The organism is Telluria sp. AC161, assembly GCF_979258535.1.
The window spans coordinates 4,091,499-4,117,219 of sequence record NZ_OZ409861.1 but is presented as its reverse complement, the minus strand read 5'-3'; the positions used below and the strand labels follow the sequence as shown (position 1 = coordinate 4,117,219).

The following is a 25,721-nucleotide window of genomic DNA, read 5'->3' as shown; positions in this document are numbered from 1 at the left end:
GAACGCGACCAAATATATTGCCCTGGAGAACCCCGGGCGATGGCTTGTGGTGTCCCTGCGACCGGATTACGCTTCGCTGAAGATGGCGTCGCAGCCTTCTTTTGGCTCTTCGGTGTTTTCCAGCTCATCGGCCAGGCCCAGGTCGAACAGTTCTTCAACGGCGTTCATGTAGCTGTTGAGCTTGGTGGCGCCGATCAGGCGGTAGATTTCGCCAGCTTCGTTGCGCACGCCGATCAGCATCGGTTCTTGCTGGACTTCATCCAGGGGAGCGACGTCGAGCAGGATGTTGCCGATGATGTGCTTGTCGAAATGGGCGGGCTTCTTGTCGTCGATGAGGGCGGTTTTCAAGGCGTTTCCTTCAGGTGGGGTGGTGATGGCAGGGGACCGTTGCCATGGCTGGTGATCCGGGTGCGCAGCAGCGTCAGGGCGGTTTCGAGCGTGGCGAAGTCGGTGTCGCTGTAAGCGTGGAATAATTCCTTGCCGCGTGCGATCACGAGCGGGAATACATCGCAGAATACCTGTTCCCCGGCCGGCGTGAGGCGCACGAAGAACGAACGCTTGTCGTCGCAGCTGCGCTCGCGCAGTACCAGGCCCTTGTGCTCCAGGCGCTCGATGACGCCGGTGAGCGTGCCCTTGGTGATCAGGGTGCGCTCGCCCAGCTCCTTGTAGCTCATGCCGCTCGTGTTGCCGAGCGTGGCGATGATATCGAACTGCGCATGCGTCAAGCCATTCTGGCGCACGGCGTCACCCGAGACGCGCTCGAAGCTCTGCATGCACTCGGCCAGCAGTCGGACGCTTTTTAGATATCGTTCCCCCATGGGCCGGGATTATAGCCGCCCGCTGCACTGCCCGCAGCACCGCGCGTCCATCGGTACGCAATATGGCGGGGCGGACCGCACAGGCTTGTTGCCTGAATGTTCTCCGGTATGATGTACGCCCATGTCGTTTGCACAGGCCTGTGGCCGTTTCCTTTTCGTGACCCTGACCATCCGCCGCGATGCAGCCTGACCTGTCCCTGCTGACCCAGGAGCGGCTGCTGCGCGTGCTGCTGGTCAATGCCGGCGAGCCGGACGCGCTGACCTGGTCCGGGCTGTACCAGCCGCTGCGGCTGGCTGCCAAGGTACTTGGGCCCGAGCGCCTGCACGTCGACGTGCGCAGTCCCGACAAATTCATGGGCGACGCCCAGCGTCACTGGCACCTGGTGCTGCTGGTGGCCGACGAGGCCGAAGCAGCGCTGCGCCCGGCCAACTTGCGCGCGCTGGTCGAACGCTGCCGCGCCGCGCCGTTCTGGGGCGGCGTCGGCGCCGGCGTGCTGTGGCTGGCCGACGCCGGCGTCCTGCATGGCGTGCGCACCGCGCTGCCGTGGGCGCTGTACCCGGACGTCAATGCCCAGGCCGAGCAGGCCCTGCTCACCCCCAACCTGTACGAATTCGACGCCAATCGCCTGACCTGCTGCGGCGGCGCGGCCAGCATCGACTTCGCGCTGACGCTGGTCGATCTGCTGTTCGGCGCGACCGTCCAGGCGCAAGTGAAGGAAACGCTGTGCATCGACCGCGTGCGCGGCCCGGACGAGCGCCAGCGCGTGGCGCTGCAGGCCCGCTTCGGCGCGCTGCAACCGAAACTGTCCGAGGCGGTGGCGCTGATGGAAGCCAATATCGAAGAGCCGTTGTCCACCGACGAAATTGCCCAGCTGGCCGGCATTTCGCGGCGCCAGCTCGAGCGCCTGTTCAAGCAATACCTGGGCAGCCTGCCGTCGCGCTACTACCTCGAACTGCGCCTGCGCCGCTCGCGCCAGCTGCTGCTCGACACCAACCACTCGATCGTGCAGGTGGGGCTGATGTGCGGTTTTTCGTCCGGCTCGCACTTTTCGACGGCCTTTGGGGCCCTGTTCGGCAATACGCCGCGCGAAGAGCGGCAGAGGAAGCTGGCGCAGTGATTACTTACCTCTTGGCTACGTCCCCTCGCACGTCGTTCCAGCAGAGGCTGGAACCCAAGTGTGCGTGCATATCGGCAAAGTTTAACGCTACAGGCACGCGACGAGCTTGGGTTCCAGCCTTCGCTGGAACGACGTGCGATGGAAGCCAGCCAGTAGCCCCGTTATCTCCATGCCAATAACTACCTCGTCCAAAAATGAAAATGCCTGTCGCACTTCTAAAAGAAGTTGTCGGCCAGCGTTTCTATAATGAATCGATCATGCGGGAGACTTGTCCCGCGCCATTTACATTGATTGGATGAGGAAAAAGCCATGAACGCTCAGCTCGACTCGGGTATCGCCACGCGGTCTGTCACCCGCCAGACCTTCGACGACGTCCTGGTCCCGACCTACGCCCCGGCCGCCATGGTGCCGGTGCGCGCATCGGGCCTGGACCTGTGGGACCAGGAAGGCAAGCAGTATCTGGACTTCACCTCGGGCATCGCCGTCACCTCGCTGGGCCACGCCCATCCTGAAGTGAACGAAGCGCTGACCAAGCAGCTCAACACCCTCTGGCACCTTGGCAACGGCTACACCAACGAGCCGGTGCTGCGCCTGGCCAGTGCCCTGACCGAAGCGACGTTCGCCGAGCGCGCGTTCTTCTGCAACTCGGGCGCCGAAGCCAACGAAGCGGCGCTCAAGCTCGCTCGTAAATACGCGCACACCAAGTTCGGTCCGCACAAGTCGCGCATCGTCTCGTGCCTGGCCTCGTTCCACGGCCGCACGTTGTTTACCGTGTCGGTCGGCGGCCAGTCGAAATACACCGAAGGCTTCGAGCCACTGCCACCGGAACTGAGCCATATCCCGTACAACGACATCGAGGCCGCGCGCGCCGCGATTACCGATGATGTCGCGGCCGTGATCGTCGAGCCGATCCAGGGCGAGGGCGGCGTCATTCCGGGTAACCCGGACTACCTGAAAGCGCTGCGCGAGCTGTGCGACCAGACCGGCGCACTGCTGATCTTCGACGAAGTCCAGTCGGGCATGGGCCGTACCGGCACGCTGTTCGCCTACGAGCAGATGAACGTCAAGCCGGACGTGCTGACGTCGGCCAAGGCGCTGGGCAACGGCTACCCGATCGGCGCGATGCTCACCACCACCGAGATCGCCCAGCACCTGGGCGTGGGCAGCCACGGCACGACCTACGGCGGTAATCCGCTGGCCACCACGGTGGCACTGAAGGTCCTGGAGATCATCAACCAGCCGGCTTTCCTGGCGCGCGTGAAAGAAGCCAACGTGGCGATCATGACGAACCTGCTGCAACTGGCGGCGGACTTCCCGCAGGTGTTCGGCCAGCCACGCGGCATGGGTCTGCTCCTGGGCCTGCCGATGGCGGAAACGTCGAAAGGCCGCTCGAAGGACTTCACCAAGATCGCCGAGAAGATGGGCCTGATGCTCCTGATCGCCGGTCCGGACGTCGTGCGCCTGGCGCCGGCGCTGATTGTCTCGGACGCGCAGATCGCCGAAGCGAACCGCATCATGCGCGCCGCCGTGGCCGAATTTTTGGCCGACGCCATCGACGAACCTGCGGCGCCACGCAAAGAGGCACCCGTGCCTGCACCCGACGCCGCCTGATGCATCGGACCCGCCGGCTGCCTTGAACAAGGCGGCCGGCCGCACGCACTGACCCACAGGGAGACCACATGTATGTTGTCCGTCCGGTAGATCGCGCGGATATCGGCGCGCTCGAAGCGATGGCCGCTATTTCGATGCCGGGGGTGCATACGCTCCCGCGCACGCGTGAAGGCATCAATGCCGCCGTCGAGCGCTCGCTCGCCTCGTTCGCCGCGCAAGTCGATATTCCAAGCGAAGAATCGTATCTGTTCGTGCTCGAAGACCTGCGCTCGCGCGAGGTCGTCGGCACTGCCGCCATCCACGCATCGGCCGGCTCGAACGGCACCTATTTCGCGTTTCGCAACGATGTCATCCAGCAGGTCTCGCGCGACCTGAACATCAGCCACAACGTGCACGCGCTGACGCTGTGCTCGGAGCTGACTGCCTACTCGCACCTGTCGGGCTTTTTTGTCCGCAACCGCGAAAGCGCCGGCGTCGAAGCGGCGCTGCTGTCGCGTGCGCGCCTGCTGTACGCGATGCTCGCACCGCACCGCTTTGGCGACCGCTTCTTCGTGCCGCTGGCCGGGCGCGTCGATGCCGATGGCCAGTCGCCGTTCTGGAATGCGCTGGGCCGCAAGTTCTTCAAGATGGATTTTCTCGAAGCCGAGCGCCTGATCGAAGGCGCCCGCAACCGCACGCTGATCGTCGAACTGATGCCGCACTATCCCGTCTACGTGCCGCTGCTGCCGGGCGACGCCCAGGCGGCGCTGGGCCAGATCCATCCGGGCGGCCAGATGGCGTTCGATCTGCTGGCGCAGGAAGGTTTTGAAGCCGACGAGTACATCGACATTTTCGACGGCGGCCCGATCCTGCAGGCGCACAAGAATGCGCTGCGTTCGTTCGGCGCGTCGCAGCGCCTGCGCGTTGCCGCTGCCGGGCAAGAGTCGCCGAACCACGGCGCGCCGGTGGCCTACGCCGTTGCCAGCGTCGACAATGGCTTCCGGGCCGTGACGCTGCACTCTTCGCCGCTCGATCATGCATCGACGATCGCGCTGCCGCGCGACGTCCAGCAAGCGCTTGGCGTCGCAGCGGGCGACGAGGTTGTCTGCCTGCGCATCGAAGGAGAACCGTCATGCTCGTGATCCGCGCCGCCAAAACGTCCGACCTGGACGCCCTGATCAATATGGCGCACCAGGCCGGCAGTGGCATGACCACGCTGAAGCCCGATCCCGAAATGCTCGGCCAGCGCCTGGCCACGTCCGAGGCGTCGTTTGCCGAAACCATCCGCCCCGAGCAGCGCGACTACATGTTCGTGCTCGAAGAGCCGCAGGACGGCAGCATCGCCGGCGTCTGCGCAATCAAGGGCGCGGTGGGCCTGACCGAGCCGTTCTACAACTACCGTATCGGTACGCTGGTGCACTGCAGCCGCGAACTGAATGTCTTCACGCGCATGGAGACGCTGTACCTGTCGAACGATCTCACCGGTTCGACCGAACTGTGCTCGCTGTTTTTGCTGCCTGAATACCGCGTGGGCTTCAACGGCAAGTGGCTCTCCAAGAGCCGCTTCCTGTTCATCGCCCAGTTCCAGCAGCTGTTTACCGAAAAGATCATTGCCGAGATGCGCGGCTACCAGGACGAGGAGGGCGATTCGCCGTTCTACGAAGGCCTGGGCCGGCACTTCTTCAAGATGGATTTCAACCATGTCGATGGCCTGACGGCGATCGGCAAGAAATCCTTCATCGCCGAACTGATGCCGCGCCAGCCGCTGTACGTCGACTACCTGCCGCAATCGGCGATTGACGTCATCGGCAAGGTGCACACCTCGACCCAGCCGGCGCGCCGCCTGCTCGAGCAAGAGGGCATGTACTACGAAGGCTATGTCGACATCTTCGACGCCGGCCCCGTGCTGCAGGGCCGCGTGTCCGAACTGCGCGCGGTGCGCGACAGCGTGCTGGCCGTGGCGGCGCAAGGCTTGCCGGTGATCGATGCCGGCGAGGTGCTTGAAGGCGCACCCAAGGACGTCGCCCACGACACCGAACACATGCTGGTGTCGAACACGCGCCTGGACGACTTCCGGATGATCCTCACGCGCGCCGTGCCTGGCGCGGGCAGCGTGGTCCTGAGTCCCGACGAGCTGGCGCTGCTGCGCATCGCCGCCGGCGACAACGTGCGTACCCTGACACTCAATACCAGGAAAAACACCCATGGCTAATCTCTCGAATTACATCAACGGCGAATGGCTCGCCGGCAGCGGCGCCGAACTCGCGACGATCGACCCATCGACCGGCCGCCAGACCTGGACCAGCAATGCCTCGAGTCCGGATGACATCGCGCGCGCCGCGCAAGCCGCGCACGACAGCTTCGAAGCCTGGGCCTTGATGCCGCTGGCCGAGCGCATCGCCATTGCCACGCGTTTTCGCGATCTGCTGAAGGACAACGCCGAGTCGCTCGCCGCGACGATCGCCGAAGAAGTCGGCAAACCGTTGTGGGAAGCGCGCACGGAAGTCGCGACGATGGCCAACAAGATCGACATCTCGGTCCAGGCGCACGCTGCCCGCACCGGCGAGAGCGCAAGCAAGGTCGCCGACGGCAACGCCGTGCTGCGCCACCGCCCGCACGGCGTGTTCGCCGTCTACGGACCCTACAACTTCCCGGGCCACCTGCCGAATGGCCACATCGTGCCGGCGCTGATCGCCGGGAACACGCTGCTGTTCAAGCCGAGCGAATACGCACCGCGCACGGCCGTCAAGACGGTGCAGCTGTGGGAGCAGGCCGGTTTGCCGAAGGGCGTGCTGAACCTGGTCAACGGCGGCCGCGACACCGGCATCGCACTGGGCCAGCAGGCGCTGATCGACGGCGTGCTGTTTACCGGCAGCAGCCAGACCGGCGCCGCGTTGCATAAACAGTTCGGTGGCCAGCCGGGCAAGATGCTGGCGCTGGAAATGGGCGGCAACAATCCGCTCGTCGTGTGGGGCGTAGAAGACATCGACGCGGCCGTGCACCACACGGTGATGTCGGCCTTCATCTCGGCCGGCCAGCGCTGCACCTGCGCGCGCCGCCTCGTGATCGAAAACGGCGCTGCCGGCAACGCGTTTCTCGCGCGCCTGGTGGCCGTGGCCGCGCAGTTGCAGGTCGGCCCGTCGAACGCCGAGCCGCAGCCGTTCATGGGTCCCGTCGTCTCGAGCGCCGTCGCCGCGCGCCTGGTGCAGGCGCAGGAAGACATGGTTGCCAAGGGCGGCAAGCTGCTGCTGGCGATGCGCCAGCTCGACCCGAACACCGGCTTCGTCACGGCCGGCATCGTCGATACGACCGATGCGCAGGGCATCCCGGACGAAGAATGGTTCGGCCCCTTGCTGCAGGTGATTCGCGTCGCGAGTTTCGACGAGGCGCTGCGGGTGGCCAACGCCACCGACTACGGCCTGGCCGCAAGCCTGCTGTCGCCGTCCGAAGACCTGTGGCAGCGCTTTGCCGTGCGCGCCCGCGCTGGCATCGTCAACTGGAACCGGCCAACCACCGGCGCGGCCAGCTCGGCGCCGTTCGGCGGCGTGGGCAAGTCGGGCAACCATCGCCCGAGCGCGTATTACGCCGCCGACTATTGCTCCTATCCGGTCGCCTCGATCGAAAACCCGGTGCTGGACATGCCGGCCAAGCTCTCGCCTGGCTTGAGCTTCCCGGCCGAAGGAGCCTGACCATGCGCGACGCACGCGAATTCAATTTCGACGGGCTGGTTGGCCCGTCGCACAACTATGCCGGTCTGTCGTTCGGTAACGTGGCCTCGTTCAGCAATGTGCGCAGCAGCTCCAATCCGCGCCAGGCCGCCTTGCAGGGCCTGGCCAAGATGCGTGAGCTGGCCGCGCGCGGCTTTGCGCAGGCGGTGATGCCGCCCCAGGGCCGCCCGAATTTCAGACTGCTGCGCAGCCTGGGCTTTTCGGGCACCGACGCCGATGTGCTGGCCCGCGCTTATCGTGAAGCCCCCGTGATCCTGGCCTGCGCCTGGTCGGCCGCGCCGATGTGGACCGCCAACGCGGCCACCGTCAGCCCGTCGGCCGATTCGCTCGATGGCCGCGTGCACTTCACGGCCGCGAACCTGAACAACAAGCTGCACCGCGCCGAAGAACACGTGCAGGCCACGCGCACGCTGCGCGCGATCTTCGGCAACAGCGAGCATTTCATGGTGCACGACCCGCTGCCATCGGTGCCGGCCTTTGCCGACGAAGGCGCGGCCAACCACACGCGCTTTGCCGCGAGCCACGGCGCCGCCGGCGTCGAGTTCTTCGTGTATGGCCGCGTCGAGTTCGATCCGTCCGCCCCGGCGCCGAAAAAATACCCGGCGCGCCAGACACTCGAAGCGTCGCAAGCCATCGCACGCCTGCATGGCCTGGACCCGGCGCGCACCGTGTTTGCATCGCAGAACCCGGACGTGATCGACCAGGGCGTGTTTCACAACGACGTCATCGCGGTCGGCAATGGCAATGTGCTGTTCTATCACGAGCAGGCGTTTGCCGATGAAGCGGGCACGCTCGACGCGCTGCGGCGCGCGCTGGCCGTTGCCGGTACCGAGCTGCATCCGGTGCGCGTGGCGACGAGCCAGGTGGCGGTGGGCGACGCCGTCGCCAGCTACCTGTTCAACAGCCAGCTGCTGTCCAAGGCGGATGGCCGCATGGCGCTGGTGGTGCCGCACGAATGCCGCGAGAACGCCGCGGTTGCCGATTATCTGGCAGGCTTGCTGGCGGGGCGTGGACCGATCGACGAATTGATCGAGTTCGACCTGCGCCAGAGCATGCGCAACGGCGGTGGGCCGGCGTGCCTGCGCCTGCGCGTGGCGCTGACCGATGCCGAAGCGGCCGCGATGCACCAGGGCGTGATCATGACCGAGGCGCTGTACGCGCAACTGGTTGCGTGGGTCGAACGCCACTATCGCGACCGCATCGAGACGCAGGATCTGATGGACCCACAGCTGGCGCTTGAATGCGCCGCCGCGCTGGAAGAACTCACACGCATCCTCGGCTTGCCGGGGCTGTACGACTTGTAACAGCAGGATTCGGGCGGGTAATCCCCGTCCATATAAAGCAGGGCAGCGCCATGCCACGAGCTGCGGCGCGCCAGGCACACAACTTTGGAGAAGCAAGATGAAAGATATGCCCAACGATTTGCGCGGCCAGACGCTGGCGCTGATCAACGAGAACGGTTCGGCCAGTCAATCGGCCGGCAGCGCGCAGGTCAACGCCTTGATCGCCGCCTGGCTCGAGTCGCTCGACGACGAAGACCTGGCCGGCACCGCGCCGCACAGCCTGGCGCCCGTGCTGGTGGACGGTTTCTCGCAACTGGCCCAGCGCACCGGCCCTGGCGCGCAGATCGCCACGATGGGTTACTCGGACGGCCGCGGCGGCAAGGCCACCGCACTCTTGATTCTCAACGATGACCGCCCGTACCTGGTCGACTCGTTCGTCATGGCGTTGCGCCGCGAGCGCATCGTCGCCGCCGGCGTCATGAACGCCGTGCTGTCGGTACGCCGCGACGCGAGCGGCGCGCTGGTCGCCATCGGCGAAGCGGGCAGCCCGCTCGAATCCATCGTCCTGTGCCTGCTGAACGATGAACTGCAGTTCGAAGAACTCGACAAGCTGACCGCGCGCATCCGCATGGTCGCCAGCGACGCCGCCACCGTGCAGCGCGACGCCGTCGCCATGGGCGACCGCATGACCGCCGTGGCCGCAGCCGCTGCCGCCGCCGGCACGCCGGACGGCCAGGAAGCCGCCGCCTTCCTCGAATGGGCCAAGAACGAAGGCTTCGAGCCGTTCGGCTATGCCTACTACGTCGTCAAGGCGGGCGAGCGCGAACTCGAACGCGATCTGGGCAGCCGCATCGGCGTGCTGAAAGACACCGCGCATCCGGTGTATGGCGATTGCCTGGCCAGCATTCCGGGCGACCTCGATACGCTGTCGCGCCGTGCTGACACGCTGTCGATCGTCAAGGCCGACGTGGGCGGCACGCTGCACCGCGACCAGCCGCTGGACTTCATCGGCGTGCGCGATACCGACGCGCAGGGCCGCATCCTGGGCGAGCATTGCTTCATTGGCCTGTTCACCCGCGCTGCGACTTCGACCCCGCTGGCGCGCCTGCCGTTCGCCCGTGGCCGCGTGGCCAAGGTGCTCGGCATCGCCGGCGTGCGCCAGGAAGGTTTCCGCGCCGAGAAATTCATCGAGATCCTCGAATCGCTGCCGCGCAACGAAGCGCTGGAAGCCGAGCCGGAATGGCTGGCCGAAGTCTGCAGCGCCGTGGTGTCGCTGTACAAGCAGCCGCGCGCCAAGGTATTTGCACGCCGCGACGTGTATCGCCGTCACCTGAACGTGCTGGTGTACCTGCCGCGCGAGCGCTTCAGCGCTGCCGTGGCCGCGAGCCTGGCAGCCGCCCTGAAGGACAGCTCGGGCGCGCGCGACGTCGACGTCCAGACCCTGGTGGCCGATGGCCCGCTGGCACGCGTGTACCTGATCGCGCACGCGGCCCGCTATCCGCTCGACCTGGAAACCGATCTGCAGGCGCCGCTGCTGGGCGTGCTCGATGGCTGGCATGACCGCTTTGCCCAGCTGACCAACAGCGTCGATGAAAGCCGCCTGCGCAGCCTGATGCGCAAGGTGGTGCCGACGCTGCCCGTGAGTTTTGTCTCCGCCACGGCGCCCGAAACGGCGTTCCGCGACGTGCACGCGCTGCTGACGCGCTGCCGTCCGGATCGCGTCACCGCGCGCATCGAGCAGGATGACGCTGCCGGCACCTCGATCCGCCTGTACTCGAGCGAGACCGTGCCGTCGCTGTCGCGCATCCTGCCGGCGCTGCAGAACGCCGGCATCGCGGTCGACCGCGAGCAGACCTTCCGCCACACGGGTCTGGATGGCGTGCGCCGCTACGTGACCGCGCTGTCGGTCGACGCCGAAAGCGCCGCCAAACTCACCAAGCCTGGCATCGGCAAAGTGGCCGAAGAACTGTTCTCTGCCCTGTTCAACGACGAAGCCGAAGATGGCCGCATGAACGGCCTGACGATCGAAGGCGGCCTGTCGTTGCGCGAAGTGCAGCTGGTGCGCGCCTACATCAGCTACTGGCGCCAGCTCGGCTCGAAGTTCTCGGTGCGCTACATGGCTGAAACGCTGCGCGCCCAGCCTGGCCTGGTCAAGGAATTCGTCAACGGCTTCATGCAGCGCTTCGATCCGGCCCTGACCGACGAACAACGCAACGAAGGCAGCAGCGCGCTGTACCTGCTGAAAACCAGCCTGCCGGGCGTGAACCACGCCGACACCGAAGAAATCATGGCCGCGCTGATCGACCTGGCGCTGGCCACGGTGCGCACCAACTACTTCCAGAACAGCGGCGAAAAGATCATCTTCAAGGTCGACACGAGCGACCTGGCGCTGGCGCCGGAGCCGCGGCCGTTCCGCGAAATCTACGTGTTCTCGCGCCGCTTCGAAGGCGTGCACCTGCGCGGCGGCCCGGTCGCCCGCGGCGGCCTGCGCTGGTCGGACCGCATGGAAGACTACCGCACCGAGGTGCTGGGCCTGGTAAAGGCGCAGATGGTCAAGAACGCCGTCATCGTGCCGGCCGGCTCGAAAGGCGGCTTTGTCTGCAAGCAGATGCCGAAGGATGCAGCGCGCGACGTGGTCGCCGCCGAGGGCGAAGCCGTGTATCGCCTGTTCATCGCCAGCCTGCTGGAAGTGACCGACAACCGCGTGCGCGGCGAGATCGTGCCGCCAGAGGCAACCGTGCGTCACGACCAGGACGATCCGTACCTGGTGGTGGCAGCCGACAAGGGCACCGCGACGTTCTCGGACATCGCCAACAGCATCGCCGTGCAGCGTGGCTTCTGGCTGGGCGACGCGTTCGCGTCGGGCGGCTCGAACGGCTACGACCACAAGAAGATGGGCATCACCGCCAAGGGCGCGTTCGAAGCGGTCAAGCGCCACTTCTATGAACTGGGCCACGACCTGGCCAACAACCCGATCACGATGACCGGCGTGGGCGACATGTCGGGCGACGTGTTCGGCAACGGCGTGCTGCTGTCGCGCCAGCTGAAACTGGTGGCGGCGTTCGACCACCGCCACATCTTCCTGGACCCGACCCCGGACGTCGAAGTCTCGTTCAAGGAACGCGAGCGCATGTTCGCGCTGCCACGCTCGTCGTGGGAAGACTATGACAAGAGCCTGATCTCGGCTGGCGGCGGCGTGTACCCGCGCAATGCCCGCTCGATCGAACTCTCACCGCAGATCCGCGAGGCGCTGCAGATCGAAGAGACGTCGCTGCCGCCACAGGAACTGATGCACCGCATCGTCAAGGCGCCGGTCGACCTGTTCTATAACGGCGGCATCGGCACCTATATCAAGGCCTCGACCGAGACGCACGCGCAAGTGAAGGACCGCGCCAACGACCAGATCCGCGTCAACGGCAATGAGCTGCGCTGCAAGGTGGTGAGCGAAGGCGGCAATCTGGGCGCGACCCAGGCCGGTCGCATCGAATTTGCGCTCGCCGGTGGCCGCATCTTCACCGATGCGATCGACAACTCGGCCGGCGTGGATTGCTCGGACCATGAAGTCAACGTCAAGATCTGGCTCGACACCGAAGTCAATGCTGGCCAGTTGTCGGAAACCGACCGTAACCGCACGCTGAACGAAATGACCGGCGAGATCGAGCGCCTGGTCCTGCGCGACAACACGCTGCAGACGCATTTGCTGACGCGCGAAGTACAGGCGCAAGCCACCGGCGCGGTGGTCGATGGCTACATCGCCCTGATCGCCAACCTGGAAGCCGAAGGCGCCGTGTCGCGCGAGCTTGAACAGCTCCCGAGCGATGTCGAACTGCTGCGCCGCAAGGCGCTGGGCCTGGGCCTGACGGCGCCGGAACTGGCGGTGGTGATTGCCAACGTCAAGAACCGCTTCAAGCGCACGCTGGCTGCACTGCCGCTGACCGACGAAGTCTGGGCCGACGCACTGCTGCGGCCTTACTTCCCGGCGCAGCTGGTCGCCACCCGCGATCCGCTGGACCATCCGCTGGCCAACGCCATCCTGGCCACCGTGCTGGCCAACGAAGCCGTGAACCGTTGCGGCCCGCTGATGCTGCGCGACCTGGCGCTGGAACACCGCATCGACGACACCGAAGTCGTCAAGGCGTGGGCCAAGGCCTGGGCTGCGCTGCACCTGGCGCCGGTGTTCGATGCGCTCGACGCCGACGCCCTGGTGGTGCCGCGCGACGTGTCGGTTTCGGTCGACAACCGCACCCGCGCGCTGCAACGCGCCACGATCGAAGGCGTGCTGTCGCTGCCGCCAGGCTCGCAAGGCCTGGACGAGCTCTCGACGCTGTTCGCCGAAGCCGACGGGAGCGCGGCCGCCAAGTTCCGCTCCGAGGCCGATGGCCACACGGGCCTGCCGCCGCAGTTTGCAGCGGCCTGGAAGGCGGTCGAGATCATCGAGTCGCAAGCCTCGTTCCTGTTCGCGGCAGTGTCGGTGCCACGGCCAGAGGGCATGTCGCTGCTGCAGTTCCTGCAGGTCGGCACGCTGCTGCGCCAGCAGGTCGGTATCGACACGCTGGAACTGGGCCTGAAGCTGCCGGCGCAGAGCAAGTCGCAGGAACAGCTGCGCAACTACGCGCTGCAATCGCTGCGCCGCGCGCAGCAGCGCCTGCTGCTGCAGGTGATCGAGCATGCGGGCCACAACGGCAACGACATGCAGGCAGCGGTGGATGAAGTGACCGCCGCGCGCGGCTTGACGGGCTTTGCGCCGCCGACCGAACTGGAGCAGGCGATGCTGGACGTGTGGGCGCTGTCGGAAGGCCTCTCGCCAGAACGTCTGGCTGCATAAGATGAGTGCTGCATCCGTAGCAGGTTTGCCGGAAGCGGTGCGCGCACTGGCCGAAGCCGACTTCGGCGCGGTCGCGCAGCGTTTTCGCGATGCCGGCTTTGTCGTCGGGTTGCCAGCGTCAGGGATCCTGACGGTGCGCGCCGCAACGCCGGACGCCGACCGTCCCAGCGTCCTGGTGTCGGTCGGCGTGCATGGCGACGAGACGGGGCCGATCGAGATGGTGGCGTATCTGGTCGACGCGCTGTCACGCTCCGCCAGCACGCTGGCGGTGGACCTGATGCTGTGTGTCGGGCATATCGATGCCATCCGCGCCGGCAAGCGTTTCATCGACGCGGACCTGAACCGGATGTTCCGCGCCGAGCGTGGCTCGCTCGCCGGGACGTTCGAGGCCGGGCGCGCCGATGTGCTGATCGAGGCAACGCGCGCGTTTTTCGAGGGCAGCGGCCCTGCGCGCTGGCACCTCGACCTGCACACGGCAATCAGGCCATCGCACTATCCGATGTTCGCGATCGTGCCGGAACTGATTGCTGATGCGGCGCGCGCGAGCTTGATGGGGTGGCTGGGCGAGGCGAGAATCGAAGCGATCATCATGAATCCCGAATCGGCCGGCACCTACAGTTACTTCACGGCCGAGCATCTTGGCGCGGCCAGCAGCACGGTCGAACTGGGTCGTGTTGGCACGCTGGGGCAGAATGATCTGTCGCAGTTCGCCGCCGCATCAAGCGCGCTGGATCGCCTGCTGCGTGGGCAGCCGGCGCAGCCAGCGACGACTGCGCCGCGCGTGTTTGCAACGGCGCAGTCGATCATCAAGCTGTCCGACGCATTTACCATGCGCGTGGGACGCGAGACCTGGAACTTCACGCCGATGCAAAAAGGTGACGTCATCGCGCAGGATGGTGCAACGACCTACACGGTGCAGCACGACGAAGAACTGGTCGTGTTCCCGAACCCGGATGTAAGGGTAGGGCTGCGCGCCGGGATCATGGTGGTGCGCATCAGGTAAGACCAAGCGGGCCACGGCCCGCTTCTTTTTGGCTGACGAAAAAAATTGTCATAACACAGCCAGGGTCAGGTCTGACATTCGGACACGACCTCAGCCTTGACCACTTCCAATGGTGTCTTGCCCGGTATCCGTATGGCCCGGTACCTGCTGGTTCCCAGCCCCGATTGTCGAGACCGTGTCCGAATGTCAGACCTGACCCCCGCTTTTTTTTGGTCGACGACACGAATTTTCATGTCGGGCTAGACTGGTGCTCTTGATATGCAGGAGCCACCATGACCATGCTGTTTTCACCGTACTCGCTCGGCCCCCTCGAGCTGTCCAACCGTATTACCATCGCGCCGATGTGCCAGTATTCCGCTGTCGATGGCCTGGCCACCGACTGGCACATGATCCATCTGGGCAGCCTGGCGCTGTCCGGCGCTGCGCTGATCACCCTTGAAGCCACGGCCGTCGTTCCGGAAGGCCGCATCTCACCGAATGACCTGGGCCTGTGGTCCGACGCCCATGCTGACGCGCTGGCGCCGGTTCTGGCGGCGATGCGTCGTCATTCGCCCATCAAGATCGGCATCCAGCTGAGCCATGCTGGCCGCAAGGCGTCGACGAACGTGCCGTGGGAAGGTGGCGCGCAGATCGCCCCTGACGCGGCTAACGGCTGGCAGACCGAAGGCCCGTCCGCTGTGCCGCATACCGAGGGCGACGCCGCGCCGCTGGCGCTCGATGCTGCCGGCTTGGCGCGGGTACGCGACGGTTTTGTGGCCGCTGCACGCCGCGCGCATGCGCTGGGTTTTGACGCGATCGAGCTGCATGGCGCCCACGGCTATCTGCTGCACCAGTTCCTCTCGCCGCTGGCCAACCACCGCACCGACGAATATGGCGGCTCGCTCGAGAACCGCATGCGCTATCCGCTCGAGGTCTTTGCCGCCGTGCGCGCCGCCGTGCCGTCGATGACGCTCGGGGTGCGCATCTCGGCCACTGACTGGGTCGACGGCGGCTGGGACCTCGAACAGAGCGTGCGCTTTGCGCAGGAGCTCGAGCGCATTGGCTGCGACTTCATTCACGTCTCGAGCGGCGGCTTGTCGACCGCCCAGAAGATTCCTGTGGAGCCGGGTTACCAGATCGGCTTCGCCGAGCGGATCAAGCGGGACACGGGCCTGCCGACGATCGGCGTGGGCCTGATCACCGAGGCGCGCCACGCCGAAGCCATTTTGCAGGCGGGCCAGGCGGACGTCATCGCCCTCGCGCGCGCGATGCTGTACGACCCGCGCTGGCCGTGGCACGCGGCGGCCGAACTGGGGGCGCAGGTAAGCGCGCCGCCACAGTACTGGCGCTCGCAGCCGCACGAATTCAAGACGCTGTTCGATACCACGCGGCCTGGCAAGGGCTGACACCGCTCGCGCCGGGAGCATGCAGTCCACGGCGCCGTTTTTGCAGTTCGTCGCATGCAGCACGTTGGGGGGCAGGGCGGTTGGTAGAGTGCCATCACCCGAACAACAACCTGTCAGGACTGCCATGCGTACCTCCATCGCCCTTGCCGCCGCTCTTGCTGCTCTTTCTGCACTTGCCGGCTGCGCCATCATCGTCGCGCCGCAGGATGGCAGCGACATGCGCGTTCATACGTCGTGGAGCAGCGGGACGACGGAGGGGAACGGTGTCGCGGCGCGCGATGCCCGCGCCATCGCGGCGCTGCCGGCACTGGACGTGAGCGGCGCGCTGCCGGTCGATGTGCGCGTGGGGCCGGTCGCGTCGCTGGTGGTGGAAGCCGACAGCAACCTGCTGCCGCTGATTCGCACCGAGACGCAGGGCGACACGCTGCGCATCTGGTCCGAGCAGAACCTGCGCAGCAAGACGCTGCTACGCATCATCTATACGACGCCGCGCCTGACCGAGGTGCGCGCGTCGGGCGCGACCCGCGTCGACGTGGGCGGCCTGAATGGCGCGCCGCTCGACGTGCGCAAGAGCGGTTCGGCGAGCGTGACGCTGGCTGGCAGCGCCGGCAATCTGCATGCACGCGCGAGCGGCTCCGGTCTGCTGGATGCGGCCCGGCTCACCAGCAACAGCATCGATGTCACGCTGTCCGGGTCGAGCCGGATGCGCGTCGGGCCCGTGAACGGCGAGGTCGCGCGCATGGAGCTGAGTGGATCGAGTTCGCTCGATGCCAGCGGCGCCGTGCGCTCGCTCAACGCCCGCGTGAGCGGCTCGGCCAGCGCCGATCTGGCGGGCCTGACGACGCAGGACGCCGACCTGGGCGCGAGCGGCGCCGGCAGCATCCGGGCCACGGTCAGGCAGTCGCTGTTTGCCCGTACATCGGGCTCGGGCGGCATCCGCGTGTATGGCCAGCCGGCCCAGCGCAGCATGACGGGCGAGCGCATTCACCTGCTCGATTGAGGTCTTGTCGCGCATGCAAACAAAATGTCTTCAGCGACAGCAGAGTCCCCTATAATCGCAGCTTCGTTTTGAGACTGCGTTTGGGGACTGCTTACCGGCGGCATCGAACGCGATTGCAACCGCGTACTGAAGGACTCGCCGTGAATCAGACTCTGGGCCAAAAGCTGCTACGTACCAAACCGGCGGGACGCCATCACGACGAGGGCACATCCGTTGGCGTTGCCGGCGCCTTGCCTGGCCTGCATCGCTCGCTCGGGCTGTTCCCGCTGACGATGATCGGCGTGGGCGCCACGATCGGTACCGGCATCTTTTTCACGATGGTTGAAGCAGTGCCGAAAGCCGGTCCTGCCGTCGTTCTCTCATTTCTGCTCGCGGCAATCACCGCCGGCCTGACCGCGCTGTGCTACGCCGAACTGGCCGGACGCGTGCCGGCATCGGGCTCTTCGTACTCGTTCGCGTATGCGACGCTGGGCGAATTCGCGGCGTTCATCGTCGCCGGCTGCCTGCTGCTCGAATACGGGCTGGCGGCCAGTGCGACATCGATCGGCTGGTCCGATTACCTGAACAACTTCCTGCTCAACGCGTTCCACTGGCAGATACCGATCGAGTTGCGCTCGCCGATGTTCGTGTCGGACCACCATAACGTCTCGTTCAATCCGGGCCACATCAACCTGCCGCCGATCCTGCTCGTGATCATGTGCGGCATCATGCTGGTGCGCGGCACGAAGGAATCGGCCACGACCAATGCCATCATGGTGATGATCAAGCTGGCGATCCTGGTGTTCTTTGCCGCGATTGCGTTCACCGGCTTTGACGCCAACAACTTCCAGCCATTCTTCAATATGGACGAGAGCAAGGGTTACGCGGGCATGGCCGGCGTGACCGCCGCTGCCGGCACCGTGTTCTTCTCGTTCATTGGCCTGGACACCATCGCCACCGCCGGCGAAGAGGTCAAGGACCCGCGCCGCAACGTGCCGATCGGGATCCTGTCGGCGCTGGTCATCGTCACCGTGTTCTACATGCTGGTGGCGATTGCCGCGATGGGCGCGCAGCCGGCGCACCTGTTTGAAGGCCAGGAAGCTGGCCTGTCGGTGATCCTGCAGAACGTGACGGGCCAGGCCTGGCCGGCACTGATCCTGTCGGCTGGCGCCGTGGTGTCGGTGTTCTCGGTGACGCTGGTGACGATCTACGGCCAGACCCGCATCCTGTATGCGATCAGCCGCGATGGCCTGATCCCGAAAGTGTTCCAGAAAGTCAGCCCGCGCACGCAGGCGCCGGTGGCCAATACGATCATCGTGTGCACCGTCGTGGGCCTGGTGGCCGGCACGGTCGACTCGACCTTCTTGTGGGACATGGTCAGCATGGGGACGCTGACGGCGTTCATGGTGGTGTCGATCGCGGTGCCGGTGATCCGCCACAAGCAGGGTCCTGATGCGCCACCGGGCTTCCGCGTGCCGTTCGGTCCGTATGTGGTCCCGGGCCTGTCGGTACTGGCCTGCCTGTACATCATGAAGGATTTGTCGAGCACCACGTTCCGCGTGTTCTTCATCTGGATGGGCGTGGCGGTCGTGACCTACTTCGTCTACAGCATGCGCAACAGCCGCCTGAACAAACAGCAGGCGTAAGTGGCTGGCGATCACGATGGACAAGTTTGAACGACGGCGCGACCGCTTCGCGCTGTTCGACAGCATGGACAGCCCGGCGCTGAACCTGTGCTTCACGCTGACGCTGCCGGACTTTCGTCCCTGGTGCCGCGCGCAGGGACTGGCGCCATTTCACGTGCTGCTGTGCGCCACGCTGCGCGCGGTGCTGAAGATCGAGAATTTCTGCTACCGCATCGTGGACGGCGAGGTCATTCGCATCGAACGCCTGAATCCGTCGTTCACCGTCACGAACGCCAACGACGACCTGAATTTCGCGATGTTCGCGTGGTCCGACGACCTGCACACGTTCGTTGCCCGCAGCCGCGCCGCCGGCGCCGAAGCCGCCGGCATGACCGCGTTGAACACGCAGTACGCCGCCCTGTCACCGCGCCAGGCAAAAGAGCAAGTCTTCGTCACCTGCATCCCCTGGCTCGACTTCACATCAATCCAGCACCCGACCGCGGTGCTGGCACAGCCCGACATCCCGTCACTGGCCTGGGGGCGCTTTCGCGACGCCCCCAACGGAGAACTGACGCTGCCATTCTCGGTCCAGGCCCACCACGGCTTCGTCGACGGCCTCCACATCCACCGCCTGGCCGAACAAATCACCACCGAACTCACCACCATCCTTCAATTAGGGTCAGAGTAGAATTATTGGCCAATTGCCCCAGAGATAACTAGGGTCAGAGTCGCATTAACGGCTCATCAGCAAAAGTTGTCAAACAATTCGACTCTGACCCTAATTGTTTTTGCGGTGTTTTTCTGCTTGAGTTTGGTAGAAGTTACGGCACATTCAAATACTCTTGGCATTAGTTTCCTGCAGCTACCCAAACCCGCCAAATTTACATAAAAATTAATTAGGGTCAGAGTCGAATTATTGGCCAATTGCCCCTGAGATAACTAGGGTCAGAGTCGCATTAACGGCTCATCCGCAAAAGTTGTCAAACAATTCGACTCTGACCCTAATTGTTGGGGAATTTGTTTGGGGTATTAAAAAGGCCGCGCTCCTTGCGGTAGCGCGGCCTTTGGCGGGATTGAGAACGCGGGATTTACAGCGCGTTCATTTCTTTCAGCAGGTTATCGGCCTTGTCGACGTACTGCATATTCCACAGCATGTAGCGGGTATCGACCTGGATCGAGCGGGTCATCGCTTTGTTGAAGTCCCAATCCGAAATGATCGAGTCGAGCGTGCCGTCGAATGCCAGGCCGATCAGCTCGCCCTTGGCGTTCAGTGCGGCCGAACCCGAGTTGCCGCCCGTGATGTCCAGCGTCGCCAGGAAGTTCACTGGCAGCGTTTTCAGTTTCGGGTCGACGTACTTGCCGAAGTTCTTCGCCTGGATGGTAGCCAGCTGGTTGTCCGGCGCGTCGAACTCGCCTTCGCCCGTGTGCTTGGCGGTGACGCCTGCAACGGTGGTGAAGGCGGTCCAGCCGGTGGTGCCGTCGGCGCCTTGTGGGCGGCCGGCGATCTTGCCGAAGGTGACGCGCAGCGTGCTGTTGGCGTCCGGGTAGACGGCCTGGCCGCGGCTGTTCATGTAGGCGATCTTGGCCTTCATGTAGTTGCCGTAGGCTTGCTGGATCTTGCCGGCCGATTCTTCCTGCTTTTCTTCGTCCTTCATGTCGGCGTCATACATTGCGACCGCGGCCTTGATGAAGCTGTCGTTCGATGCCTTGAACTCGGCTGGCGTCTTTTTCAGCCACGCGGTGCGCGCTGCCTTGTCGGCAAGTTTCGAGCCTGCATAGATACGGTCGAGTGCGGCCTTCAGTTCGGCTTCGCTCATGCCGGCGCGGATGCCCAGTGCGGCGTCGAACGCGGCGTCGTGCTCGGCGGCCGGTTGTGCGTTGTACTTGGTCAGGAAGTTCAGCACCAGCGCCTTGTCGACTTTTTCGTCGTAGGTGCGGTCCTGGCCTTCGACGACCGACGTCAGGCGTGGCAGGTCGCGTTCCTGGTAGCCGGTCTTGCGCTCGGCGTCCGGCTTGGTGCGCTCGTTAGCCAGGCGGTACAGCGTGCGTGCCGACGACAGGAACTTCGGTTGCGCGTAGGTCTGGAAGAAGCTCTTCTTGGTGCCCGCATCGCGTTCGGCGATCAGCTTTTCAGCGGTGTCGATGTCGGCGGCGTACTGCGCCTTGCGCGCAGCGTCGCCATTGACCCACGCCTTGAGCGCATTGTGCTCGGCGGTTTTACGCTGCAGGAAGTCGCTGCCCTGGTACGAGACCAGCATGCCCTTGCGATTCTTGTAGTAGTTGTTCACGCCCGCGATCTGGCCCGCGTATTTCAGCCGTGCAGCCGGATCGGCCTTGGTTTCGCGGTCGATGATGGCCAGCGTCTCGCTCGAGGCCTGGATGAAGGCCGGGTAGTTCCAGTCGAACGTGAACGCCACTTCGGACGGCAGGCGGTGACGGTTGGTGCGGCCCGGGTAGCCCAGCACCATCACGAAGTCGCCTTCTTTCGGGTTGTCTTTCGCGATCTTGATGATGTGCTTCGGCTGGTACGGCACGTTGTCCTTCGAGAACTCGGCCGACTTGCCATCCTTGCTGACATACGCGCGGTAGAAACCGTAGTCGCCCGTGTGGCGTGGCCACATCCAGTTGTCGGTGTCGCCGCCGAATTTGCCGACGCCCGACGCCGGTGCGTGCACCAGGCGCACGTCGCGGATTTCGAGCTGTTTCAGGCGATAGAATTCCAGGCCGCCGTAAAAGCTGGCCACGGTGCAGCGGTAACCGGCATCTTTTTCGCAGGCCGCCACCAGGGTTTTCTGGTTCTTTTCGATGGCGTCGATGCGGGCCTTGCCGGTCAGCTTGGCGACCTCAGGGGTGATGACCTGGGCGCTGACATTGGCCACTTCGTCGGTGACGTACACGCGGCTGCCGGGCGATGCTGGCAGCTCGTCGGCCATGGTCTTGGCCAGGAAGCCGTTGGCCAGCAGGTCGCGCTCTGGCGTCGAGTTGACGGCGATGCTGTTGTAGACGCAGTGGTGGTTGGTCACGACCAGACCTTGCGGCGAGACGAACGACGCCGAGCAGCCGCCCAGGCTCACGATCGCGCCCATCGGGAATTCAGTCAGCTTGGTCAGATTTGCCGGATCCAGCTTGAGGCCGGCGGCTTTCAGTTGCTTGGCTACTTGTGGCAGCTGTTGCGGCATCCACATGCCTTCGTCCGCTTGGGCGGCGAAGCTGGTCAGGATGGCGAGCGAGAGAAGGGTCTTTTTCATGCGCTTTGGTCTGGTTGGGAAGGGGAATGACGGACTCCGGGGAGTGTTCGTGAGTATGGTTAATCCGCTATCGGATCGTCAACCTGTATTTCAGCCACGCCAATGAAAAAGCCCGCGCCTGTCCCGGCGCGGGCTTCTTTGCAACGATGCCTGCAACGGCGCTTACAACTGCGCCTCGAACAACGACGCGAACCACGTGCTCACGTGTTCCCACCATGGCCGCTTGGCGAGGGCCTGCGGCGTTACCGGCTTGGCCAGCTTCCAGTCGGCGTCAAAGACGTCCGTCATCTGCGTCGCAAACCCGGCATCGAGCACGTTCAGGTTCGCCTCGTCATTGATACTGAACGAGCGGTTGTCGAAGTTGGTCGACCCCACCGATACCAGCAGCTTGTCGACGATCAGCGTTTTGACGTGGTACATCGTCGGCTGGTATTCCGAGATCTGCACACCCGCCGCCAGCAGTTCGGGCCAGCGGTCGCGCGAGGCCGCCCGCACCAGATCCGAATCGATGATGTGGCCCGGCGTGATCAGGCGTACCTTCACGCCGCGTTTGGCGGCGGCGATCAGCGTACGCACCGTCAGTTCATCCGGCACGAAGTACGAGGCCGACAGATCGATCGTCTCGCGCGCCGACGTGATCGCCATCAGGTACATCAGGTGCATGCTCTCGCTGCCGCCAGTGGGCGAGCTGGAGAACATCTGCGCCGGCATCGTGCCTTTCGGCTGGAGCGGCGGGAAGTACGCCGGGCCATCGAGCACGACGCCCGTGGCCTTGGTCCAGTTGTCGTTGAATACGGCCTGCATCTGCCCGACGACCGGGCCTTCGACGCGGAAGTGGCTGTCGCGCCAGTGGTCTTCGTCCTGCGCGTTGCCGCGCCATTGGTCGGCAATGCCCACGCCGCCCGTGAAGCCGACCGTGCCGTCGATGATCAGCAGCTTGCGGTGGGTGCGGTTGTTCATGCGCGCCAGCTTCCACCAGACCGGCTTGTGATAGCGCTGCACCTGCACGCCGGCCGCTTTCATCTTGTCGACCTGGGCATTGTCCATCTTCATGCTGCCCATGAAGTCGAGCATCACGTGCACCTTCACGCCGGCGCGTGCGCGCTCGGCCAGGGCCTCGGAAAACTCGGTACCGATCGATTCCGACCAGTAGATATAGGTTTCCAGCGTGATCGTTTTTTTCGCCCCGCGAATGGCCTCGAGCATCGCCGGGAAGATCTGGTCGCCATTGAGCAGCGCCTCGACCTGGTTGCCTTCGATGATGGGTGGCCCCAGCAAGACGCCGAGCGAGCGACGGAACTGCGGATCGGCCGTATCGTATTGCCGTGTCAGCTGGCGTTCGATCTGTTTTTCGCCCGGCATGAAATTCAATGCGAGCACCCCCAGAACGAGGGTGGCGGCCACTGTCAGCAACAGTGTCCAGAACTTTTTTGAGCTCATCAGTAAAATCGCAGAGGAAAAAAAACCAACGCACAGGGCGTTGGTTTTTTATGGGTGGCGAACCACCATATTAGCGAACGCGACCGCGACGCAGCAGATTCACGATAGCCAGCAGGATGACTGCACCCAGGAACGACACCAGGAGCGAAGCAACACTGAAGTCGTCGGAATTGATAGTGCCGGTACCGAACAGTGGCGACAGCAACCAGCCGCCCAGGAAGGCGCCGATGATACCGACCACAACGTTCAGGATGATGCCTTGCTCGGCATCGGTTTTCATGACCATGCTGGCCAGCCAACCCAGAATACCGCCAACGACGATCCAGATAATGAATAACATGGTGCTTCCTCCTCAATTGATAAGATATTTCCCCCAGGCCCAACGAATGCCGTGACCATGTGAAAAAGTCTAAAGACGCTACAAACGCGGGTCGGTGCGGCAGCGTACCTTCGATGACGAATTTGCATCGTCGTGAAAATTCTTTGCGGCAAGATGCTGTCAGTCATCCGAACGTGCGTCATCGAACAGAGCCATGCGAAGACGGGGCCTATGGTGAAGGTCCTTGGCAGCAACAGCTCATCCGTAGCCGGCTGCCGAAACCAACCAGCAAAGGATTCATCATGAGCAGCTTCGATACCACCCGCACCACGGATAACCAGCGCATGGTCACTGGCCTGTTCCCTGACCGTGCCAGCGCCGAGCGTGCGTATGGCACCGTGTCCGAGCGCGGCTACAACCGCGATGACGTCAACCTGATGATGTCCGACTCCACCCGTCAGACCCACTTCGCCGACACCGACACCGAACTGGGCACCAAGGCGGCTGAAGGCGCGGGCATTGGCGCCGGTATCGGCGGCACCATCGGCGCCGTGCTGGCCGGTATCGCAGCAGTGGGCACCACGCTGGTGCTGCCAGGCCTGGGCCTGGTCGTCGCCGGTCCTCTGGCAGCGGCGCTGGCCGGTGCTGGCGCGGGTGGTATCACCGGTGGCCTGATCGGCGCGCTGATCGGTGCCGGCATCCCGGAAGAACGCGCACAGCACTATGAAGAAGGCATCAAGGGCGGCGGCATCCTGCTGGGCGTGAATGCACGTTCGGATGAAGATGCAGCGCACATCCACAAATCGTGGACCGAACAGGGTGGTTCGCACGTGCTGGGCGCTGGCCTGGGCGTGGCAGGCGGCGCGGCACTGGGCGCGACCGTCGGCACCGTTGCTGGTCCGATCGGCATGGCAGCAGGCGCGGTTGTCGGCGGCATCGCTGGCGGCATCGCTGGCCAGGGCGCAGCTGAAGTGGTCAATCCAAAAGCCAACGACGACCTGTCCGAGCACCATCTGGCCAAGGGCGTGGGCGCAGGTTCGGGCGCAGCAGCAGGCGCACTGGTCGGCGCTGTTGGCGGTCCGATCGGCATGGCAGCAGGCGCTGTCGTCGGCGGCCTGGCAGGCGGTGCAGCTGGCCGTGGCGCGGGCGAAGTGGTCAATCCAAAAGCGACCGACGAACTGAGCGACCATAACCTGGCGCAAGGCGTCGGTGCTGGCGGCGGCGCGACGGTTGGCGCGGTGATCGGTGCAGCAGCCGGCCCACTGGGCGTGGCGGCAGGCGCGGCGATCGGCGGCATGGTCGGCGGCGCAGCAGGCAAGGGCGTGGGCCATGTGGTCAATCCAAAGGCCGAGAATGACTACTGGCGCAATGAGTACCAGACCCAGCCTTACTACACGCCAGGCTACACCTACGACGACTACGAGCCAGCCTACGCACTGGGCTACAACAACTACGACAAGTACGACGGTGGCTACGATGCCAACGAAGGTCGTCTGTCGACCGAATGGGACCGCTCGAAAGGCAATTCGCGTCTGAGCTGGGACCAGGCCAAGTCGGCCACCCGCGCCGGCTGGCACCGTGTCGAGCGCGCGATCCCGGGCGACTTCGACCGTGATGGCCGCTAATCGGCACTGAGGTGCACTGAGCAGCACTGAGCTGCACTGATTCGTCAGTGCGCTGATCAAAAAAATCCCCGCCGGTGCGAACCGGCGGGGATTTTTCATGGTCGAACCAGATTACTTTTTCACTGCTTCAACCTGGATTGCCAGCTTCACTTCCGGCGAGAAGTTCGGCAGGCCGAAGCTGATGCCGAAGTCGTCGCGCTTGAAGGTGCCGGTCACGTCCGCGCCGCATGCTTCTTTCTTGAGCATCGGGTGCATGATGCACTTGAACTTGTTGATCTGCAGGGTCAGTGGCTTGGTCACGCCGTGCAGGGTCAGTTCGCCGTCGACCGAGGTCGGCACGTCGCCCGTGAACTTGATCGCCTTCGACTTGAAGGTCGCGGTCGGGTACTTGGCAGCATCGAAGATGTCCGGCTTTTTCGCGTGCTCGTTCATCTTTTCGTGGCCGAAATCGATGCTGTTGATGTCGACGGTGATGTCCAGCGAGCCGGTCTTGGCTTCGCGGTCGATGGTGACGCTGCCGCTCGACTTGTTGAACTTGCCGCGCCATACCGACAGACCCATGTGGTCAGCTTCGAAGCTCGGGTAGGTGTGGTTCGGCTCGATGTCGTACGTGACTGGCGCGGCGAAGGCCGACGTGGCGGCAAAGGCGGCAGCGGCTGCGATCAGGTGCTTGATGTTCATGGGTGCGATTCCTGTAAAAAAGTTGATAGAGAGATTTGTCGTGCAGCCGTAGGG

At 64.5% G+C, this 25,721-nt stretch carries 19 protein-coding genes; 13 read left to right on the top strand and 6 right to left on the bottom strand.

From position 1 onward, the window contains the following. Positions 1–66: 66 nt before the first annotated feature. Positions 67–348 (bottom strand): hypothetical protein, encoded by a 282-nt coding sequence (locus tag ACZ0AJ_RS18345; protein ID WP_183555992.1) that lies wholly within the window; start codon positions 346–348, stop codon positions 67–69. Then, positions 345–773: a MarR family winged helix-turn-helix transcriptional regulator gene (locus ACZ0AJ_RS18340; RefSeq protein ID WP_229424815.1), complete on the bottom strand. Its 429-nt coding sequence runs from the start codon at positions 771–773 to the stop codon at positions 345–347. Before ACZ0AJ_RS18340 ends, ACZ0AJ_RS18345 begins: the two co-directional genes overlap by 4 nt. A 224-nt stretch (positions 774–997) precedes the next feature. Between ACZ0AJ_RS18340 and ACZ0AJ_RS18335 the strand changes: the two genes are divergently transcribed. The 12 genes from ACZ0AJ_RS18335 (at position 998) to ACZ0AJ_RS18280 (ending at position 19,042) form a co-directional block, all read left to right on the top strand. Then, positions 998–1,936, top strand: a complete 939-nt coding sequence (locus tag ACZ0AJ_RS18335) for a GlxA family transcriptional regulator (protein WP_183555994.1) — start codon at positions 998–1,000, stop codon at positions 1,934–1,936. A 309-nt stretch (positions 1,937–2,245) separates the two neighbouring features. Further along, the gene (locus ACZ0AJ_RS18330; RefSeq protein WP_258835945.1) at positions 2,246–3,547 is read left to right on the top strand and encodes an acetylornithine/succinyldiaminopimelate transaminase; all 1,302 of its coding nucleotides are present in this window, start codon (positions 2,246–2,248) and stop codon (positions 3,545–3,547) included. Positions 3,548–3,615: 68 nt separating this feature from the next. Further along, positions 3,616–4,668: an arginine N-succinyltransferase gene (locus tag ACZ0AJ_RS18325; protein WP_499455888.1), complete on the top strand. Its 1,053-nt coding sequence runs from the start codon at positions 3,616–3,618 to the stop codon at positions 4,666–4,668. Further along, a complete protein-coding gene (gene astA / locus ACZ0AJ_RS18320) occupies positions 4,659–5,738 on the top strand; it encodes an arginine N-succinyltransferase (RefSeq protein ID WP_499455887.1) in 1,080 nt (359 codons plus the stop codon). Before ACZ0AJ_RS18325 ends, astA begins: the two co-directional genes overlap by 10 nt. Next, complete coding sequence (gene astD, locus ACZ0AJ_RS18315) at positions 5,731–7,215, top strand: succinylglutamate-semialdehyde dehydrogenase (protein WP_499455886.1); 1,485 nt, start codon at positions 5,731–5,733, stop codon at positions 7,213–7,215. The genes astA and astD overlap by 8 nt, the downstream gene beginning before the upstream one ends. 2 nt (positions 7,216–7,217) lie before the next feature. Beyond that, entirely contained in the window at positions 7,218–8,558 is a 1,341-nt protein-coding gene (gene astB, locus ACZ0AJ_RS18310; protein WP_499455885.1) for an N-succinylarginine dihydrolase, read from the top strand. 97 nt (positions 8,559–8,655) lie between these two features. Continuing rightward, entirely contained in the window at positions 8,656–13,362 is a 4,707-nt protein-coding gene (locus ACZ0AJ_RS18305; protein WP_499455884.1) for an NAD-glutamate dehydrogenase domain-containing protein, read from the top strand. A gap of 1 nt (position 13,363) precedes the next feature. Beyond that, positions 13,364–14,365 carry a succinylglutamate desuccinylase gene (locus ACZ0AJ_RS18300; RefSeq protein ID WP_499455883.1) on the top strand — a complete coding sequence of 334 codons (1,002 nt, stop codon included), beginning with the start codon at positions 13,364–13,366 and terminating at the stop codon, positions 14,363–14,365. A 272-nt stretch (positions 14,366–14,637) separates the two neighbouring features. Further along, complete coding sequence (locus ACZ0AJ_RS18295) at positions 14,638–15,750, top strand: NADH:flavin oxidoreductase/NADH oxidase (protein WP_499455882.1); 1,113 nt, start codon at positions 14,638–14,640, stop codon at positions 15,748–15,750. 124 nt (positions 15,751–15,874) lie between these two features. Beyond that, complete coding sequence (locus ACZ0AJ_RS18290) at positions 15,875–16,750, top strand: head GIN domain-containing protein (protein ID WP_499455881.1); 876 nt, start codon at positions 15,875–15,877, stop codon at positions 16,748–16,750. A gap of 140 nt (positions 16,751–16,890) precedes the next feature. Continuing rightward, the gene (locus ACZ0AJ_RS18285; protein ID WP_499455880.1) at positions 16,891–18,375 is read left to right on the top strand and encodes an APC family permease; all 1,485 of its coding nucleotides are present in this window, start codon (positions 16,891–16,893) and stop codon (positions 18,373–18,375) included. Between the two features lie 16 nt (positions 18,376–18,391). Further along, positions 18,392–19,042 (top strand): CatA-like O-acetyltransferase, encoded by a 651-nt coding sequence (locus ACZ0AJ_RS18280; protein ID WP_499455879.1) that lies wholly within the window; start codon positions 18,392–18,394, stop codon positions 19,040–19,042. 400 nt (positions 19,043–19,442) lie between these two features. On the opposite strand, the gene ACZ0AJ_RS18275 is transcribed toward ACZ0AJ_RS18280, so the two are convergent. The 3 genes from ACZ0AJ_RS18275 to ACZ0AJ_RS18265 all read right to left on the bottom strand — a co-directional run bounded on the left by ACZ0AJ_RS18275 (position 19,443) and on the right by ACZ0AJ_RS18265 (position 23,382). Continuing rightward, a complete protein-coding gene (locus ACZ0AJ_RS18275) occupies positions 19,443–21,602 on the bottom strand; it encodes a S46 family peptidase (RefSeq protein WP_499455878.1) in 2,160 nt (719 codons plus the stop codon). A 162-nt stretch (positions 21,603–21,764) separates the two neighbouring features. Beyond that, positions 21,765–23,042: a phospholipase D-like domain-containing protein gene (locus ACZ0AJ_RS18270; RefSeq protein ID WP_258835933.1), complete on the bottom strand. Its 1,278-nt coding sequence runs from the start codon at positions 23,040–23,042 to the stop codon at positions 21,765–21,767. Positions 23,043–23,112: 70 nt separating this feature from the next. Continuing rightward, positions 23,113–23,382, bottom strand: coding sequence for a GlsB/YeaQ/YmgE family stress response membrane protein (locus tag ACZ0AJ_RS18265; RefSeq protein ID WP_123067791.1), 270 nt, complete (start codon positions 23,380–23,382; stop codon positions 23,113–23,115). Positions 23,383–23,663: 281 nt separating this feature from the next. Between ACZ0AJ_RS18265 and ACZ0AJ_RS18260 the strand changes: the two genes are divergently transcribed. Further along, a complete protein-coding gene (locus tag ACZ0AJ_RS18260) occupies positions 23,664–24,986 on the top strand; it encodes a hypothetical protein (protein ID WP_183556008.1) in 1,323 nt (440 codons plus the stop codon). A 111-nt stretch (positions 24,987–25,097) separates the two neighbouring features. Here ACZ0AJ_RS18260 and ACZ0AJ_RS18255 read toward each other — a convergent pair whose 3' ends face one another. Further along, positions 25,098–25,667, bottom strand: a complete 570-nt coding sequence (locus tag ACZ0AJ_RS18255) for a YceI family protein (protein WP_258835932.1) — start codon at positions 25,665–25,667, stop codon at positions 25,098–25,100. Between the last annotated feature and the right edge of the window lie 54 nt (positions 25,668–25,721).

What these genes read in the sequence shown, in the direction of transcription:
- ACZ0AJ_RS18340 (WP_229424815.1), bottom strand. Translation starts at nt 773, where the DNA reads ATGCAGAGCTTCGAGCGCGTCTCGGGTGACGCCGTGCGCCAGAATGGC.
- ACZ0AJ_RS18335 (WP_183555994.1), top strand. Translation starts at nt 998, where the DNA reads ATGCAGCCTGACCTGTCCCTGCTGACCCAGGAGCGGCTGCTGCGCGTG.
- ACZ0AJ_RS18330 (WP_258835945.1), top strand. Translation starts at nt 2,246, where the DNA reads ATGAACGCTCAGCTCGACTCGGGTATCGCCACGCGGTCTGTCACCCGC.
- ACZ0AJ_RS18325 (WP_499455888.1), top strand. Translation starts at nt 3,616, where the DNA reads ATGTATGTTGTCCGTCCGGTAGATCGCGCGGATATCGGCGCGCTCGAA.
- astA (WP_499455887.1), top strand. Translation starts at nt 4,659, where the DNA reads ATGCTCGTGATCCGCGCCGCCAAAACGTCCGACCTGGACGCCCTGATC.
- astD (WP_499455886.1), top strand. Translation starts at nt 5,731, where the DNA reads ATGGCTAATCTCTCGAATTACATCAACGGCGAATGGCTCGCCGGCAGC.
- astB (WP_499455885.1), top strand. Translation starts at nt 7,218, where the DNA reads ATGCGCGACGCACGCGAATTCAATTTCGACGGGCTGGTTGGCCCGTCG.
- ACZ0AJ_RS18305 (WP_499455884.1), top strand. Translation starts at nt 8,656, where the DNA reads ATGAAAGATATGCCCAACGATTTGCGCGGCCAGACGCTGGCGCTGATC.
- ACZ0AJ_RS18300 (WP_499455883.1), top strand. Translation starts at nt 13,364, where the DNA reads ATGAGTGCTGCATCCGTAGCAGGTTTGCCGGAAGCGGTGCGCGCACTG.
- ACZ0AJ_RS18295 (WP_499455882.1), top strand. Translation starts at nt 14,638, where the DNA reads ATGACCATGCTGTTTTCACCGTACTCGCTCGGCCCCCTCGAGCTGTCC.
- ACZ0AJ_RS18290 (WP_499455881.1), top strand. Translation starts at nt 15,875, where the DNA reads ATGCGTACCTCCATCGCCCTTGCCGCCGCTCTTGCTGCTCTTTCTGCA.
- ACZ0AJ_RS18280 (WP_499455879.1), top strand. Translation starts at nt 18,392, where the DNA reads ATGGACAAGTTTGAACGACGGCGCGACCGCTTCGCGCTGTTCGACAGC.
- ACZ0AJ_RS18275 (WP_499455878.1), bottom strand. Translation starts at nt 21,602, where the DNA reads ATGAAAAAGACCCTTCTCTCGCTCGCCATCCTGACCAGCTTCGCCGCC.
- ACZ0AJ_RS18270 (WP_258835933.1), bottom strand. Translation starts at nt 23,042, where the DNA reads ATGAGCTCAAAAAAGTTCTGGACACTGTTGCTGACAGTGGCCGCCACC.
- ACZ0AJ_RS18265 (WP_123067791.1), bottom strand. Translation starts at nt 23,382, where the DNA reads ATGTTATTCATTATCTGGATCGTCGTTGGCGGTATTCTGGGTTGGCTG.
- ACZ0AJ_RS18260 (WP_183556008.1), top strand. Translation starts at nt 23,664, where the DNA reads ATGAGCAGCTTCGATACCACCCGCACCACGGATAACCAGCGCATGGTC.
- ACZ0AJ_RS18255 (WP_258835932.1), bottom strand. Translation starts at nt 25,667, where the DNA reads ATGAACATCAAGCACCTGATCGCAGCCGCTGCCGCCTTTGCCGCCACG.